Source organism: Actinomadura barringtoniae (assembly GCF_017573505.1).
GTDB classification, from domain to species: Bacteria; Actinomycetota; Actinomycetes; order Streptosporangiales; family Streptosporangiaceae; genus Spirillospora; species Spirillospora barringtoniae.
In genome coordinates this window covers 41,434-55,405 of sequence record NZ_JAGEOJ010000028.1, presented here as the reverse complement: position 1 = coordinate 55,405, position 13,972 = coordinate 41,434, and the positions used below count along the sequence as shown (strand labels likewise).

20 protein-coding genes are annotated in these 13,972 nt (G+C 70.5%); 7 read left to right on the top strand and 13 right to left on the bottom strand.

Going from position 1 to position 13,972, the window contains the following annotated elements; genetic code table 11:
- Nucleotides 1-33 precede the first annotated feature (33 nt).
- Both J4573_RS46860 and J4573_RS46855 read left to right on the top strand, forming a co-directional pair.
- Entirely contained in the window at nt 34-1,470 is a 1,437-nt protein-coding gene (locus J4573_RS46860) for an MFS transporter (RefSeq protein WP_208262910.1), read from the top strand.
- A gap of 78 nt (nt 1,471-1,548) precedes the next feature.
- Entirely contained in the window at nt 1,549-2,547 is a 999-nt protein-coding gene (locus J4573_RS46855) for an RNA polymerase subunit sigma-70 (protein ID WP_208262909.1), read from the top strand.
- Nucleotides 2,548-2,562: 15 nt separating this feature from the next.
- Here J4573_RS46855 and J4573_RS46850 read toward each other — a convergent pair whose 3' ends face one another.
- A complete protein-coding gene (locus J4573_RS46850) occupies nt 2,563-3,147 on the bottom strand; it encodes a dihydrofolate reductase family protein (protein ID WP_208262908.1) in 585 nt (194 codons plus the stop codon).
- Between the two features lie 56 nt (nt 3,148-3,203).
- On the bottom strand, nt 3,204-3,653 hold the full coding sequence (locus J4573_RS46845) for an ATP-binding protein (RefSeq protein WP_243774712.1): 450 nt from the start codon (nt 3,651-3,653) through the stop codon (nt 3,204-3,206).
- A 108-nt stretch (nt 3,654-3,761) separates the two neighbouring features.
- Between J4573_RS46845 and J4573_RS46840 the strand changes: the two genes are divergently transcribed.
- From J4573_RS46840 to J4573_RS46825, 4 genes are all read left to right on the top strand, one after another.
- Entirely contained in the window at nt 3,762-4,592 is an 831-nt protein-coding gene (locus tag J4573_RS46840) for a DUF5753 domain-containing protein (RefSeq protein WP_208262906.1), read from the top strand.
- Nucleotides 4,589-4,792 (top strand): DUF397 domain-containing protein, encoded by a 204-nt coding sequence (locus tag J4573_RS46835; RefSeq protein WP_208262905.1) that lies wholly within the window; start codon nt 4,589-4,591, stop codon nt 4,790-4,792. Before J4573_RS46840 ends, J4573_RS46835 begins: the two co-directional genes overlap by 4 nt.
- A gap of 31 nt (nt 4,793-4,823) precedes the next feature.
- Complete coding sequence (locus J4573_RS46830; protein WP_208262904.1) at nt 4,824-5,612, top strand: SDR family NAD(P)-dependent oxidoreductase; 789 nt, start codon at nt 4,824-4,826, stop codon at nt 5,610-5,612.
- 127 nt (nt 5,613-5,739) lie between these two features.
- Nucleotides 5,740-6,105, top strand: coding sequence for a nuclear transport factor 2 family protein (locus tag J4573_RS46825; protein ID WP_208262903.1), 366 nt, complete (start codon nt 5,740-5,742; stop codon nt 6,103-6,105).
- 145 nt (nt 6,106-6,250) lie between these two features.
- On the opposite strand, the gene J4573_RS46820 is transcribed toward J4573_RS46825, so the two are convergent.
- A complete protein-coding gene (locus J4573_RS46820; protein WP_208262902.1) occupies nt 6,251-6,691 on the bottom strand; it encodes an RBBP9/YdeN family alpha/beta hydrolase in 441 nt (146 codons plus the stop codon).
- A 61-nt stretch (nt 6,692-6,752) separates the two neighbouring features.
- Nucleotides 6,753-7,046 (bottom strand): DUF1330 domain-containing protein, encoded by a 294-nt coding sequence (locus J4573_RS46815; protein ID WP_208262901.1) that lies wholly within the window; start codon nt 7,044-7,046, stop codon nt 6,753-6,755.
- 166 nt (nt 7,047-7,212) lie between these two features.
- On the opposite strand from J4573_RS46815, the gene J4573_RS46810 reads away from it, so the two are divergent.
- Nucleotides 7,213-7,509: a winged helix-turn-helix transcriptional regulator gene (locus tag J4573_RS46810; protein WP_208262900.1), complete on the top strand. Its 297-nt coding sequence runs from the start codon at nt 7,213-7,215 to the stop codon at nt 7,507-7,509.
- Nucleotides 7,510-7,547: 38 nt separating this feature from the next.
- Here J4573_RS46810 and J4573_RS46805 read toward each other — a convergent pair whose 3' ends face one another.
- Genes J4573_RS46805 through J4573_RS55790 form a run of 9 tightly spaced genes read right to left on the bottom strand, consistent with a single transcriptional unit; the run spans nt 7,548 to nt 13,960 of the window.
- The gene (locus J4573_RS46805; RefSeq protein ID WP_208262899.1) at nt 7,548-8,021 is read right to left on the bottom strand and encodes a TIGR00725 family protein; all 474 of its coding nucleotides are present in this window, start codon (nt 8,019-8,021) and stop codon (nt 7,548-7,550) included.
- Complete coding sequence (locus tag J4573_RS46800; RefSeq protein WP_208262898.1) at nt 8,022-8,327, bottom strand: 4a-hydroxytetrahydrobiopterin dehydratase; 306 nt, start codon at nt 8,325-8,327, stop codon at nt 8,022-8,024.
- 58 nt (nt 8,328-8,385) lie between these two features.
- Nucleotides 8,386-8,574, bottom strand: a complete 189-nt coding sequence (locus J4573_RS46795; RefSeq protein WP_208262897.1) for a ferredoxin — start codon at nt 8,572-8,574, stop codon at nt 8,386-8,388.
- Between the two features lie 11 nt (nt 8,575-8,585).
- Nucleotides 8,586-9,716, bottom strand: a complete 1,131-nt coding sequence (locus J4573_RS46790) for an NADH-ubiquinone oxidoreductase-F iron-sulfur binding region domain-containing protein (protein ID WP_208262896.1) — start codon at nt 9,714-9,716, stop codon at nt 8,586-8,588.
- Nucleotides 9,713-10,291 (bottom strand): ferric reductase-like transmembrane domain-containing protein, encoded by a 579-nt coding sequence (locus J4573_RS46785; RefSeq protein ID WP_208262895.1) that lies wholly within the window; start codon nt 10,289-10,291, stop codon nt 9,713-9,715. Before J4573_RS46785 ends, J4573_RS46790 begins: the two co-directional genes overlap by 4 nt.
- Nucleotides 10,291-11,148, bottom strand: a complete 858-nt coding sequence (locus J4573_RS46780) for an FAD:protein FMN transferase (RefSeq protein WP_208262894.1) — start codon at nt 11,146-11,148, stop codon at nt 10,291-10,293. The genes J4573_RS46785 and J4573_RS46780 overlap by 1 nt, the downstream gene beginning before the upstream one ends.
- Complete coding sequence (locus J4573_RS46775; protein WP_208262893.1) at nt 11,148-11,432, bottom strand: hypothetical protein; 285 nt, start codon at nt 11,430-11,432, stop codon at nt 11,148-11,150. The genes J4573_RS46780 and J4573_RS46775 overlap by 1 nt, the downstream gene beginning before the upstream one ends.
- Before the next feature lie 50 nt (nt 11,433-11,482).
- Nucleotides 11,483-11,881, bottom strand: a complete 399-nt coding sequence (locus J4573_RS46770; RefSeq protein ID WP_208262892.1) for a YdeI/OmpD-associated family protein — start codon at nt 11,879-11,881, stop codon at nt 11,483-11,485.
- A 39-nt stretch (nt 11,882-11,920) separates the two neighbouring features.
- Nucleotides 11,921-13,960: a glycosyltransferase family 39 protein gene (locus J4573_RS55790; protein ID WP_279575832.1), complete on the bottom strand. Its 2,040-nt coding sequence runs from the start codon at nt 13,958-13,960 to the stop codon at nt 11,921-11,923.
- Nucleotides 13,961-13,972: the final 12 nt, after the last annotated feature.

Genomic DNA, 13,972 nt, shown 5'->3' with positions numbered 1-13,972 from the left:
CTAACGCAGTAGCAAACTGCATTAGGAGGATGGATGACGTCTGTACCGCCGGTGGCCGCGCCGAACCGGGCGCTGTTGCTCACGGTGACCTGCCTGGGGCAGTTCATGGTGCTGCTGGACAACACGATCGTCGGCGCGGCACTGCCCGACATGCAGGAACGGCTGCACACCCAGCTGACCGGGCTGCAATGGATCGTCGACGCCTACGTGCTGCTGGTCGCCATGCTGTTGCTGTCGGGCGGCGTCTTCACCGACCGCTTCGGCCGCAAGAAGATGTTCCTGGCCGGCGTCGTGGTGTTCACCGCCGCGTCCGCCCTGTGCTCGGTCGCGCCCTCGATCGGCTGGCTGATCGCCGGGCGGGTGCTCCAGGGCATCGGGGCCGCGGCGCTCAGCCCCGCCTCGCTGGCCCTGCTCGTCGCCGCCTATCCGGTTCCGCAGGAACGCGTCAGGGCGATCGGGCTGTGGGCCGGATTCAGCGGAATCGGCCTGGCCGCCGGGCCGGTGGCCGGTGGCGTTCTGGTGGAGGCCTTCGGCTGGCCCGCCATCTTCCTGGTCAACCTGCCCGTCGGCGCGGTCCTGCTGGTCGCCGGCCTGCGCGTGCTGAACGACTCCCGCAACCCCGGCGCCCCGGCGATCGACGTCCCCGGAACGGCCCTGTCCGTCCTGGGTGTGGGGGCGCTCACCTACGGGCTGATCGAGGGCGGCTCCCGCGGCTGGACCTCACCGGTGATCCTGAGCAGCTTCGCCGCCGCGGCCGTGATCCTCGCCGCTTTCCTAGTCGTCGAAGCGCGGGTTCCGGCACCGATGCTGCCCCTGCGGCTCTTCCGGGAACGGCTGTTCACCGTCTCCAACACCGCGATGGTCGTGGTCGGTTTCGCGCTCATGGGCTCGTCGTTCTTCTTCTCCCAGTTCTTCGTCTACGTCCAGGGCACCTCGATCCTGCGAGCCGGGGTGCAGACCCTGCCCGCCACGCTCGCGATGGTCATCGTCAGCCCGTTCGCGGGACGCCTCGCCGCCCGGCACGGCTTCCGGATCATGGTCACCATCGGCCTGGCACTGGCTGGGCTGGGACTGCTGGCCCTGGGCTTCGTGCACGCCGACACCCCCTACGCCAACGTGTGGTGGCGCCTCGCCGTCGTCGGCATCGGCTTCGCACTCACCATGTCCCCGCTGACCGGCGCCGCCATCCAGGCGGTCAACCCCCAGGAAGGCGGCCTGGCCTCAGGCGTCAGCAGCACCACCCGGCAGATCGGCGCGGTCCTCGGCGTGGCGCTGCTCGGAGCCGTCGTCCGCACCCGCCAGTCCGGCGGCGCCTCCTTCGAGGCGGGCCTCAACAGCGCCTTCATCGTCGCCGGCATCGTCACCCTGGCCACAGCCGTGTTCACCGGCCTGTGGCTGATCAGGAGCACCGAGCCGGCACGACCGGCAAGCCCGGCCCCCCGCGTTCCCGAGAACACCACAAGCCGCTGACGCGGCCACCGATCAGAAATCCTCCGCCACGTCGTCAGTCCTGGTAGCCCCTCACCACCGGTGGAAGGATTGACGACCATGACCGACGCCAGCCCGGCAGGCGCCGACAAGGCCGCGTTCATCGCGGCGGCCCGCTCAAGTGACACGGCGCAGTTCGCGCTCATCACCGAGCGCTACCGGCGTGAGCTGCAGGTGCACTGCTACCGCATGCTCGCGAATTACGAGGACGCCCTGGACATGACGCAGGAGACGTTCCTGCGGGCGTGGAACAAGCGGGAGTCGTTCAAGGGCAACGCCGCGCTGCGGACCTGGCTGTACCGGATCGCGACGAACGCCTGCCTCGACTTCCTGGACAAGCGCAACGACCGCACACCCGTGCCCGCGGGCGCGGGCTTGGAACTGCATTACCTGCAGCCCTACCCCGACCGGATGCTCCCGGAGGACCCGCAGGAATCGGTGGTGGCGCGGGAGACGATCGAGCTGGCGTTCATCATCGCCGTCCAGCATCTGCCGCCGCGGCAGCGGGCGGTGTTCATCCTGCGCGACGTCATCGGCTGGCCGGCGTCGAAGGCCGCCGACGCCCTCGAGCTGACCGTCGCATCGGTGACCAGCGCACTGCAGCGGGCGCGCGTGACGATGCGCGAGCAGCTGCCCGGCCGCCGCCTGGACTGGCGGAGCCCGGCCACGCACGAGCTGTCGAATGACGAGCGCGGCGTGGTGAAGTCCTACATCGACGCCCATCAGCGCAACGACGTCGACGGCCTGATGGCCCTGCTGCGCGAGGACCTGCGCTTCGCGATGCTGCCCGACCCGGGCACCGTGATCGTCACGGCCAAGGACGCGGTGGACGGCTGGGTCTCCGGTGGGCTCTTCCAGCGCGGCAAGGACGACTGGCGATGCATCGCCACGACGGTCAACCGCATGCCCGCCGCCGCGCTGTACCTGCGTGCCCCCGACGACCCGGAATACCGTTTGTTCACCATCGCGGTCCTGCACATCGTCGACGCGAAGATCACCGAGCTCACCGGGTTCGACGCCACCGACAAACCATGGCTGGGCCTGCCCGCGACGCTGTGATCAGCGAGGATTCCCTCATCGCCTCGTCTCGTACCGGGTCAGCAGCACGCCGCCGGGAAATGTCCGAGTCTCGACCAGGTTCAGCTTCACCCAGCCGTCCAGCGCGGTGAAGAACGGCGTGCCGCCGCCCACCAGGACCGGGTGGGTGACGATCACGTACTCGTCGATCAGTCCGGCCCGCATGGCCGTCCCGGCGAGCGTCGCGCCGCCGATGTCCATCGGGCCGCCGTCCTCGGCCCTGAGCCGGGAGATCTCGGCGACCGCGTCGCCGGTGACCAGGCGGGTGTTCCAGTCGACCTTGTCGATCGTCGACGAGAACACCACCTTCGGCATGTCCCGCCAGCGGCGCGCGAACTCGATCTCCGCCGGTGAGGCACCCGGCTGCTCGTCGGCGGTCGGCCAGTGGGGGCTCATCGCCTCCCACAGCTTGCGCCCGTACAGCGCCAGATCGGTCGCGTCCACCCGGTCGGACCACCACTGGAACAGCTCGTCACTCGGCGACGAGTCCGGTCCCTCTCCCCCACTCCAGCCGAGGTCGTCGCCGGGCGCGGCGATGTAGCCGTCCAGGGTCGCGTTCATGCCGAAGGTCAGTTTCCGCATCGTGCCAGCCTCCCGTGAGTCGCTCTCACACATAAAGACGGACGCGACGCGGAAACCTAATCGGTGGCAGTTTCCTCACCGCATCCCAGCTGGGCCCAGGTGATCTTGCCTCCGAGTCCCGGCGTGGGCTCCCAGCCCCACGTGCGGCTGAGGTTCTCGATGATCCACAGCCCGCGGCCCGACTCGTTCACGAAGTCAGGCTCTCGCGGCTCGGGAACGCCCGGACCGTCGTCCCAGACCGACAGGTTCAGCAGCCCGTCGGCCACCACGTAATCGATCATGAAGACGAGCTTCTCGGGCTCCACCCGGACGGCATTGGTCACCAACTCACTCGTCACCAAGACCGCGTCGTCGCAGAACAAGGTCGCCTCCCACTCCTGCAGCGCCGCTTTCACCAGCTCACGGGCCACGGCTACCGCCGTCGGCTTGATCGCCAGAGCGAGCGCGTAGTGGGGACGGTCTTGGTTGAACGCAGGTGCGTGGTGCCACACGGGAGCTTCCGCCATGAGTCAGTGTCCGTAAGGTTCGGGATTTGTGTCGCACGTCACAGACTGACGGGCTAGCGTTGCTCTCGCCACGAGTTGTCGGCGATTTCCTACACGTGGGAGTCATTTATGGGTGTCGCAGAGTCACTGAACCCAGAGGACTCGTTCTGGCACTGCATAGCCGTCAACCTGCGAAGAGAGCGTCAGCGACGCAATCTCACCCTCCAAGCCGTCGCCGACATCATCAACGCTGCCTCAGAGGGTGTAGGAACTGCAGACCGGCAGGGGATCGGCAACTACGAGGCCAACCGGCTCCACATCACCGAGGAGCACGCCAGGGCTCTAGATCAGGCTTGGGGGACGACCTTCATTGCCTGGCGCAAGTTCGCGGTGCTTCTCGGCAGTGATGAGGACTGGTGGAAGCAACTCTTCGACTTTGAGAAGGGTGCGCTTGTGGTCAAGGTATGCATCCCGGATCTGGTCCCGGTGCCCCTGCAGACGGAGGGCTATGCCCGGGAGCTGATCCGGCAGTTCCAGCTCGTGTACGACATCGATGACGCGGTTCGCAGGCGGATGAGCCGGACCAAGGATCTGCGCGATCAGCTGCCCAAGATGTCCTTGTGGACCCTGATCGACGAGTCCGCTCTAGACCCGCCAATGCCCGTCGAGGTCAAGCGGGAGCAGCTCAACGCTCTCCTGGAACTGTCTCCTGGGGCGAGCATGCGGATTGTCCCGTCCTCCGCCAGGCTTCACGCTGGCGTTGGAGGGGGATTCCAGTTGATCACGACCGCAAAGGGTGTCGAGGTGGCCTACGTTTGGGCCCAACTGGAGGGCAGACTGGTTCATGACCCATCCGAGGTCAGGGAACTGGCGCTACGGTATGACCGAATTGGAGCGAGAGCCCTATCTGAAGAGGGTTCGCGCGAATTGGTAGCAAAGAAGTTGGAGCTTCTCCAGTGACCATCGAGTGGCGCAAGAGCACCAGGTCCGGCGGTGGCGGCACCGGCGGAGACTGCGTTGAACTGGGCGACCTGTCCACTGCCGTTGGCATCCGTGACAGCAAGAGCCCCGACACCGGGTACCTGGAGATCGGACGGCCCGAGCTGGCCCGCCTGGTCGCCAAGATCAAGGACGACGAGCTGGACATGCCCAGCCTCTAGGCCGCAATCGGCCTCTCGTAGTGTTGCGGTCATGACGAACCCGCCCTCCTCCGCCTACTTGTCCGAGCTGTTCTCCCTGGACGGCAGGGTCGCCGTGGTGACCGGAGGCAGCTCTGGCATCGGTCGCGCGATCGCCGGGGCGCTGGCGCGGGCGGGTGCGAGCGTGGTGATCGTGGCGCGGCGTGAGGCTGAGCTCGCCGCTGCCGTCGCGGACCTGGAGGCGTACGGGTGCCGGGCCGCATGGGTCAGCGCCGACCTGTCGTCGCGTGAGGGTGTACGGGCCGCGGCTGAGGACGTCGTCAAGTCGTTCGGCGAGCCCGACATCCTGGTGAACTCGGCCGGGATCAACCTGCGGCCGCCGATGGGCGAGCTCGGCGACGACGTCTGGGACGCCACCATGGCGGTCAACCTGGAGGCGCCGTTCCTACTGGGCGAACGGTTCGGGCCGGGGATGGCCGAGCGCGGGTTCGGGCGGATCATCCACGTCTCGTCCCAGCAGGCGCACCGCGCGTTCGTGCAGAGCGGCGCCTACGGGGTGTCCAAGGCCGGGTTGGAAGCACTGGCCCGCTCCCAGGCCGAGGCGTGGTCGCCGCACGGAGTCACCTGCAACACCCTCGTGCCGGGGTTTGTGATGACCCCGCTCAACACCCGGATCTCCAGCGATCCGGAGAGGGTCGCTTCTCTGGCCGCCCGCACGATGATCGGGCGGAACGGACTCGCCGAGGACTTCGCCGGCGCCGCCGTTTTCCTGGCGAGCGCCGCATCTGCCTACGTCACCGGGCAGGCGCTGTTCGTCGACGGCGGCTTCTCCACGCACTAGCTCGAGCTCAGTCCCACAGGGGAGAACGGCAGTCTTCAAGTCGCGGAGGACGTCGGGGTCGAGCAAGAATGGATCTTCATCAGGGGAGGAGTGCCGGTCGTCCCCGCCTTGACCTGGAGGAACCACGATGGAAGAAGACCTGCGCGCGGCCGAACGCCGCCTCCAAGCGGCCCAGCTGGCCGCGGACGCCGACGCCCTCGACGAGCTCCTCGACGACCGCCTGATCTTCACTTTCGACGGGTCGACCTACGGCAAGCAGGACGATCTCGAACTCCAGCGTTCAGGAGCCCAGTCGCTGAGCCGCCTCGAGGAGGAAGAACTGCAGGTCCTCGTCGACGGGTCCACCGGCGTCACCTGGTTCCTGGGCACCCTCGCGGGCACCTCGGGCGGCGCGGCCTTCCACGCCCGGATGCGCTATACCAGAACGTGGATCAAGGATGGCCAAGGACGCTGGAAAGTGATCGCGGCGCACGCCAGCGTGGTCACAGATTGATGGGGAATCCCAGCCCTCGCGCCTGACGCCTTACAGATCAACGATGGGCCAGCGAGTCCAGGAGTTCCCGGCCGTGCTGCCACGCGCCCAGATCGCTGGCGGAGTTGAGGTGTCCGCACGCGCCCGCCAGGTGCCATCGCGCCTCCTACCGCGCCGCGAACCCGGCGGCTGCCTCGGGGCTGCAGTACGGGTCGTTGGTGCTGCCCACCACCAGAGCCGGACACGGCAACGGTTGTGCCGACAGTTGGGTGAACGTGGCGGCTGCCTGGCGCGGGAACGCCCGCCCGTGCGGGTCGGGCGGCGCGACCAGGAACGCGCCGCCTGCCGGGCTTGAGGGGTTCTTGTTCAGCCAGGTGGACGCCGCCCAGCAGCCCAGGCTGTGGGCCACCAGCACAACCTGGCTGTCCCGCCGGGAAGCGTCGTCGTACGCCTCCTGGACAGCGTCGACCCAGTCATCCAGATCGGGAGCCGACCACGAAGCAGGCGAAATCCTCACCGCTGAGGTGCCCCACTGCCGCTCCCACAAGGTCTGCCAGTGCTGCTCGTCCGAGCCGTCGATGCCCGGGATGATGACGTACGCGACCACTGCCCACCACCATTTCACTCGTCGCTCCGCCTACATCAGCATGAGGAGGCCTGGACCTCGGTCAGTCGATGCCTTCGACGATGCGGAACTCGCGCTCGACGCCGTCGGAGAGCGCGACCAGCGCCTCCTGGTAGGCCGCACTCTCGCGGGCCGCGACGGCCTGTTCGAAGCTGTCGAACTCGACCAGGACGGTGCGCTCGGCGATTCCGCCGTCATACGCCACGACCCGACCGCCACGGACGAGGGTCCGACCGCCCCCGGCCCGGACCGCCGGACCGGCCAGTTTGTTGTAGGCAGCCAGCTTCTCAGGGTCTGCAATGGTGCGGTAGACGCTGACCCAGTAGCCCTTAGGCATCGAACCTCCAGTGTTGGGATGAGTGCATCTGACTTACGGGTTGGTCGTTTCGAAATCAGAAACGTCGAGTGGATGCTAGTGTTTCGAATAACGAAACGCAAGGAGAGTCATGCCGACGCCGCGCCCAGGATCACCAGTCCGTGGATCGACGACCGGCCATCCCCTCATGGCCGCGCTGGACCTGTTCGGCCGTCGGTGGGCGCTGCGCATTCTCTGGGAGCTGCGCGCGGGGCCGCTTGGTGCCCGCGCGCTGCTGGCACGGTGCGACGGTCTGTCATCCAGCGTCCTCTATCAGCGGCTCCGCGAACTCACATCGAGCGGGATCATCGCGCCCTCGGCCGATGGATACGAGCTCACTCGGCTGGGGACGGCACTCGGTCACGCCCTCCGTCCGCTCGACGAGTGGGCGATCACCTGGGCGCAGGAGCAAGAGGACAACGATCAGGAGCCCACGAGGACGTGAAGGCTTCGCCCACTGGAAGTAGCACCAAGGGCTCGTCGCTAGGCCCACAAGCCGGTGAGCGCGAGCGCCTCCTGCGGCGTGGCCGCGTGGCGGATGCCCGAGAGCGGGCGGCCCTGCTCGTCCAGCACCCGCCAGCCGCCCAGCTGCACCACTGGGGCCCGTCCGGCGCGCATCGCCAGTGCCAGTTCTGACAGCGTGCCCCACGAGCCGCCGACCACGATGACCGCGTCGGCGGCGTTGACGATGACGTTGTTGCGGGCTTCGCCCAGCCCGGTCGGGATCGCGACCGTCAAGTCCGGGCCCGCGTTCACCCGGTCGGCGTCCGGTAGCACGCCGACGACGATGCCGCCGGACGAGCGGGCGCCCGCGGCGGCGGCGGCCATCACCCCGCCGTGACCGCCGCACACCAGTACCGCCTCGCGTTCAGCCAGAAGGCGTCCGACCTCGTAGGCGTGTGCCCAGTCGGCCTCGGGGCAGTTGCGCGGACCGCACACCGCCACCTGCAGCGGCATCTATTCAGCGCCGTGCGCCGACGCCAGCTCGTCGATCCGCTGCGCCAGCTCGAAGTCCTTGCCGGTGAGCCCGCCCGCGCTGTGGGTGCTGAGTGCGAACGTGAGCGTGCGCCAGCGGATGTCGATGTCGGGATGGTGGTCGGCGTCCTCGGCCGCGCGGGCGACCGCCGCCACCAGCTCGATGCCCGCCATGAACGACGGCGCCTTCATCTGGCGGCGGATCTCCGCTCCGTCCCGGCTCCAGGAGGGCAGCTTGTCCAGCTCGGCGGCGATGGCCGCCTCGTCCAGCAGGTCCCGGGTCGCCATGGCCAGATCTCCCTTCGGTGACGCCTGCGCCTTCACCACCGAGTACATCACCCGGGGATCAGCGGCGATACAGCGCCAGCCGAGGGCACAGCGCGACCGCCTCCCGCGCGGGCGAGCGCAGCTCGTCGGGGACCTGCGGATCGTTCATGATCGGGTAGCCCCACTCGTCCAGCTCGATCAGCTCCGGCAGCAGCTCGGCGCACAGGCCCGCGCCGTCGCAGGCGATCCGGTCGATCTCCAGCCTCACGTTCTCCCCCTTCACCTGGTCAGCTCCCGGCCGAAGACCTCCAGCGCCGACCCCACCAGCCGTGCAACACCGTCGGGATGCGCGCAGCCGCCGCGTCCCGGCAGCAGGCCGAGGCGCCGCCGCAGCCGCACCAGCGCCGCCCGCGCGTCGGCCGTCCCCGGACGGTCGGCCAGCTCGCGCAGGTCGGCGGCGACCGCGGGCAGCCCGAACGTGCACGGGCCGCACTGGTGCGCGCCCTGCGCAGCCATCCACTCCACGATCGAGGCCGTCTGGTCCAGGCCCCTTCGACCGGGCGGCGGCACCGCGACGATGCCCGCGCCCATCGCGGCGCCCGCCGCCGCCAGCGGGCCCGGCGACAGCGGCAGCGACCACGCGTGCGCGCCGTTCAGCCACGCACCCCCGAACCCGCCGAACAGCACCGCGTCGGGCGGGAAGGACACTCCCCCGGCGTGCAGGATCTCGCTCACCGGCGTGCCCACCGGCACCTCCAGCACCATGGGCGGGCCGTCGCCGACCGAGAGGCTGATCAGCGTGGTGCCCGGCGCCTCCGCCGTGCCCTCCGAACGGAACCACCGCGCGCCGTACCGGGCGATCAGCGCCAGATGCGCGAACGTCTCGGCGTTGCTCACCAGCGTCGCCCGCCCGCCGACCCCCTTGCGGTACGGGACGGTGCTCGTCGGCACCGCCGATCCCCCGTTCAGCCAGTTGACCAGCGCGGTCTCCTGCCCCGACAGGAAACGGCGCGGGCCCTCCCGAACCTCGACGTCCAGTCCCGGTGGCACGGGCGTTCCCTCGGGCACCGCCAGGATCACCCGGTGCGCGCCGATCGTCCGCGCGGCGGCCAGCGCGCCCTCGACGACCAGCCGAGGCGCGTGCGCGAGCAGCCGGGCGTCCTTGGCGCTGAGCGGCTCGCCCTCCATCGCGTTCACCACCACGACCGGCGGACGCGAACGGCTGGAGGCGCCCGCCACCGCCGCTAGCTTGCGGGCCGTGGGGAACCAGCCGCCGCCCCGGCCGCGCAGCCCGGCCTCGGCGATCTCCTCGACCAGCGGTCCCAGCTCACCGGGCCGCGCCACGGGTCCGTCCTGCGGGGACGGCGTTGTAGTGTCGAGCAGCCGCATGTTGTTCGCAGTCACCGTCATCGCGCACCTCCCGCGACCATCGCCCGTCCGTGTTCCTGTCCCCGGCCGCTCCCGGCCGGACGCCGCCTGGCGGCGGTCCGTCGCCCCCGGCTCAGCCGCACCACCGCGGCCACGCCAACGGCGACCACGCTCGCGGCCGCCACACCCATCACGATCACCGAGTCGGTTCCGATGCCCAGCGCGTGCACCAGCGCGACCGGCCAGCACAGATAGGCCAGCCAGTGCACCGCCCGCCACGCGCGCGGACCCAGCCGGCCGCGCAGCAGGCTCGTCACCACCAGCGCCAGCAGCACGTCGATCGCGACCGTGCCCAGCCCCTGCCAGAACCTCTCGTAGGACGACATGAACGGCACCACCGCGTCGATCCAGCCGACCGGCACGTAACCGTCGAGCACCACCGTCGCCACGTGCAGCGCGATCAGTGCGACCGACATCAGCGCCAGCGACCGGTGCAGCGCGGTCACCACGTACGAGCGGCGCGGACGGCCCGCCACCAGCAGGCCCAGCACCATCACCGCCGTGAGCAGCGTCAGCGACACCAGCCCGAACGCGCGGGCCGCGAACCAGAGCGCCATCAGCCGGCCACCTTCACATCGACGTCCTCCTGCGGCCAGTCGCCGACCGTCTTCACCCACCCGTCGACGTGCACGAGCCGGGCCGGTAGCCCGGTGCGCTCCAGCCAGCGCACCGCGCCCGCGCCGCGAACCAGCGCAGCCGTCGTCGCGGTGTTGGCGTCCGCGCAGTCGCCCGCCCACACCGACACCGTCCGCCACGGCCCCCGCACCGGAAGCCCCGAACGCGGGTCCAGGATGTGGGTGCCGACGCCGCCGCCGGGCAGCCGCACCGTCCGCACGGTCAGGCTCGAGGTCGCCAGCCCGCCCTCGGTCGTCAGCGCGATGTCCTGGCCGTGGTCATGGCCGTACGCGCCGTCCCGGTGATCCTCGGCGACCCGCACGGACCAGCCCCGGCTCGGCGGCGGGCCGCAGACGGCCAGGTCACCGCACAGCGACACCAGCACGCCGCACCCCGTCGCCTCGGCCGCCGCCTGCGCGGCGGTGTCGGCCGCGAACGCCTTCCCGATCGCGCCGAGATCCAGCTCGGTGCCCGCCGGGATCCGCACCCAGCCGTCCCCGGCCTCGACGCCCTCCCAGGGCGCCGTCCGCAACGGATCGACCAGGCCACCGCTGAGCCGAGCGGCCCGCAGCGCCGCCGCCAGCGTCTCCAGCAGAACGGGCCCGACCCGGACCTGTTCACCCGCGCCCTGATTCACCCGCGCCAGATCCGAGTCGGACCGGAACCAGCTGCACGCCGCGTCCACGTCCGCGATCACCCGGTCCGCCGCCGCCCGCGCCGCGCCCAGGCGACCGGAGTCGGTGACGGCCACGACCGCCTCGCCTCCCCACAGCGGGAAGCTCTGCTGCGCCGTCTCCATCACGAACCCCCCGAACGGACCGTGCCCTGGTCGTCGGTGTTGCTGGGCGCCTGATCGGACTTGGTCAGCCCGTCCCCGGAACCGTCGCCGCTCGTCGTCCCCGTACCGGACTCGCCGGTGTCGGAGGTGGTCGCCCCGGTGTTCTCGGTGGTGGCCTTCTCGTGCTGGGCCGCGCCCAGCAGCGCCGCGATCCCGGCCGTGGCGGCCAGCGAGGCGGCCGCCGTCACCGCGGTGATCCGGCGAACCACCGAACGGCGCCGATCCCTTTCCGCACTGCCTTCCATGACGCCCCCTTTCTCACCTCCCACCTTGCGAGGCGATCATGAGAGCGTCCTTAACGAGAGCCTTGCCGCCCCTGAGATTCGGCCCGGGCCCATCGCCCGTCGGCCTGGGCGGCCTCGATCGCCGCCAGACCAGCGGGCCGCATGCGTCCCGCCTCGATGAGGGCCCGCGCAAGCTGCACGTTGATCCAGGACCAGTTGCTGCGCGGCCGGCGCGGGGAGTAGCGCTGCAGGTAGTAGTTCTCGTCCAGCGCCTTGCGGTGCCCGTCGATCCAGCCGTGGCACAGCGCGACCTCCAGCGCCTGCCCGATCGTGACCGTGGAGGCCCGCGACCCCTTCTTGGCGATCTTCAACCACACGTGGGAGGACCGGTCGTGGTTGCCCACGAGCCAGTCCTCCCACGCTTCGGCGTCGCCGAAGACGACCGCTTCCGTTCCGCTGTGCTCTGTCATGCGGCTGACGCTATAAGCCATTGCGGAACGTGCGTTTCCTCAATTGGAGAGGTCGTAGACGGTCGTCCCTCCCACGGTCGTGGCGGTGTAGGTGGCCGCGACCCATTCGGAGATCTGCTGAGCGGTGTCACTGCCGCTGCTGCCAGAGCCCATCCCCATCATCCGGCCGCCGCCACGGCCGGTGCCCTCGCCGATGAAGTAGTGGATCTTGCCTTCGCGCACGTACTGCTGGAACTGCGCGAGCGTCGGCGCCGGGTCGGTGCCGTTGAACCCGCCGACCGCCATCACCGGCTTGCCGGTGGCCAGCTGGTACCCGGCGGCGTTGTTGGAACGGACCGTCGCCGCCACCCAGGTGTAGGAGCCGGAGTTGGCCTTCAGCGCCGCCGTCAGCGCGGCGCTGGGCGTGGTCGCGTCCAGCAGCCCGCCCGGTCCACCGCCGCCACGGAACCCGCCGCCTCCGCCGCCACCCTGCTGACCGCCGCCCTGCTGACCGCCACGCGACTGGCCGCCACCCGGGAACTGCCCACCCCCGGGGAACTGGCCACCGCCAGGGAACTGCCCCTGCGTACCGGGCGGGCGCATGCCGCGCATCCCGCCCGGACCGCCGCGTCCGCCGAAGCCGCCCGGGCCGCGCCCGGTCGCCGGGCCCGCCGTGACGATCGCGCCGGTGTGCGCGGTGTTGACGGTGTCCAGGGTGTACGCGGCCGGACCCGCCAGCGAGCTCACCGCCGCCAGCCCGGCCGTCGCCAGCGCCGCCGCACGCGGCAGCGAACCGACCGCCATCAGCCCTCCGGCCGCCAGCAGCCCGCCGACCAGCACCGCCGGTCCGAGCCAGGAGTTCCAGCCCGACGCCCGCGACAGCAGCGCGTACGACCACACGGCCGTCGCCGCCACCGTCGCCCCGAGCGCCAGCGCCGCGACCGGCATGCGGCGGCGCTGCCACAGCATCGCCGCGCCCATCCCGGCCAGCGCCGCGATCGCGGGCGCCAGCGCCACGGTGTAGTACTCGTGGAAGATCCCCTGCATGAAGCTGAAGATCCCGCCGGTGATCAGCAGCCAGCCGCCCCAGGTGGCCAGCGCGGCGCGCTGCGGGTCGGTGCGCGGGGCGCGGCGCGTCAGCCACACCCCGGCCGCCAGCAGGATCAGCGCGGCGGGCAGCAGCCAGGCGATCTGACCGCCGATCGCGGCGCCGAACATCCGGCCCCACCCGGCGTCCTGGTTGAGGTTGCCGAGCCCGCCGGTCTCGTTGCCGTTCAGGCGCCCGAGCCCGTTGTAGCCCAGCGCCAGCTCCAGCACGCTGTTGTGCTGCGACCCGCCGATGTAGGGCCGCGACGACGCCGGAACGAGCGCGACGATCGCGACCCACCAGCCCGCCGACACCAGCAGCGCGGCCCCGGCCAGCAGCAGCTGCCAGATCCGGCGCCGCACCGGCGTCGGCGCCGTCACCAGGTAGACCAGCGCGAACACCGGCACGACCAGGAACGCCTGCATCATCTTGGCCAGGAACCCAAAGCCGACTATCGACCCCGCCAGCACCAGCCAGCCGGTCCGCCCGCTCTCCTGCGCCCGCAGCAGCGCGTACGCGCCGAGCGTCAGCAGCAGCACCAGCGCCGCGTCGGGGTTGTTGAAGCGGAACATCAGCGCCGCCACCGGCGTGAGCGCCATCGCGGCGCCCGCCAGCAGCCCCGCGCCCGCGCCGAAACCGCGCCGGACCGTGGCGTACAGCGTGCCGACGGTCGCCACGCCCATCAGCGCCTGCGGCACCAGGATGCTCCAGGCGTTCACCCCGAAGATCCGAGCCGACAGCTCCATCGGCCACAGCGACAGCGGCGTCTTGTCCACCGTGATCGCGTTGGCCGCGTCGGAGGAGCCGAAGAAGAACGCCTTCCAGTCCGACGCGCCTGCCTGCACCGCCGCCGAGTAGAACGAGTTCGCCCAGCCCGAGGCGCCCAGGTCCCACACGTACAGCACCGCGGTGACCACCAGCAGCACCAGCAGCGCCGGCCGCGCCCACGGCGGGTCGTGCTCGCTGCCGCGCAGCGCCCGCACCGGATCAGGTCGAGACAGTGTCGCAGTCATCATGCCCCCTAG

Excerpts from the sequence above, each read along its gene's own strand:
- J4573_RS46800 (WP_208262898.1), bottom strand. The coding sequence starts at position 8,327 with ATGGCGACCCGGGACCTGCTGGACGAGGCGGCCATCGCCGCCGAGCTG.
- J4573_RS46850 (WP_208262908.1), bottom strand. The coding sequence starts at position 3,147 with ATGCGGAAACTGACCTTCGGCATGAACGCGACCCTGGACGGCTACATC.
- J4573_RS46790 (WP_208262896.1), bottom strand. The coding sequence starts at position 9,716 with ATGACGGTGACTGCGAACAACATGCGGCTGCTCGACACTACAACGCCG.
- J4573_RS46825 (WP_208262903.1), top strand. The coding sequence starts at position 5,740 with ATGGAAGAAGACCTGCGCGCGGCCGAACGCCGCCTCCAAGCGGCCCAG.
- J4573_RS46855 (WP_208262909.1), top strand. The coding sequence starts at position 1,549 with ATGACCGACGCCAGCCCGGCAGGCGCCGACAAGGCCGCGTTCATCGCG.
- J4573_RS46785 (WP_208262895.1), bottom strand. The coding sequence starts at position 10,291 with ATGGCGCTCTGGTTCGCGGCCCGCGCGTTCGGGCTGGTGTCGCTGACG.
- J4573_RS46845 (WP_243774712.1), bottom strand. The coding sequence starts at position 3,653 with ATGGCGGAAGCTCCCGTGTGGCACCACGCACCTGCGTTCAACCAAGAC.
- J4573_RS46830 (WP_208262904.1), top strand. The coding sequence starts at position 4,824 with ATGACGAACCCGCCCTCCTCCGCCTACTTGTCCGAGCTGTTCTCCCTG.
- J4573_RS46805 (WP_208262899.1), bottom strand. The coding sequence starts at position 8,021 with ATGCCGCTGCAGGTGGCGGTGTGCGGTCCGCGCAACTGCCCCGAGGCC.
- J4573_RS46770 (WP_208262892.1), bottom strand. The coding sequence starts at position 11,881 with ATGACAGAGCACAGCGGAACGGAAGCGGTCGTCTTCGGCGACGCCGAA.
- J4573_RS46840 (WP_208262906.1), top strand. The coding sequence starts at position 3,762 with ATGGGTGTCGCAGAGTCACTGAACCCAGAGGACTCGTTCTGGCACTGC.
- J4573_RS55790 (WP_279575832.1), bottom strand. The coding sequence starts at position 13,960 with ATGACTGCGACACTGTCTCGACCTGATCCGGTGCGGGCGCTGCGCGGC.
- J4573_RS46810 (WP_208262900.1), top strand. The coding sequence starts at position 7,213 with ATGGCCGCGCTGGACCTGTTCGGCCGTCGGTGGGCGCTGCGCATTCTC.
- J4573_RS46860 (WP_208262910.1), top strand. The coding sequence starts at position 34 with ATGACGTCTGTACCGCCGGTGGCCGCGCCGAACCGGGCGCTGTTGCTC.
- J4573_RS46815 (WP_208262901.1), bottom strand. The coding sequence starts at position 7,046 with ATGCCTAAGGGCTACTGGGTCAGCGTCTACCGCACCATTGCAGACCCT.
- J4573_RS46780 (WP_208262894.1), bottom strand. The coding sequence starts at position 11,148 with ATGGAGACGGCGCAGCAGAGCTTCCCGCTGTGGGGAGGCGAGGCGGTC.
- J4573_RS46775 (WP_208262893.1), bottom strand. The coding sequence starts at position 11,432 with ATGGAAGGCAGTGCGGAAAGGGATCGGCGCCGTTCGGTGGTTCGCCGG.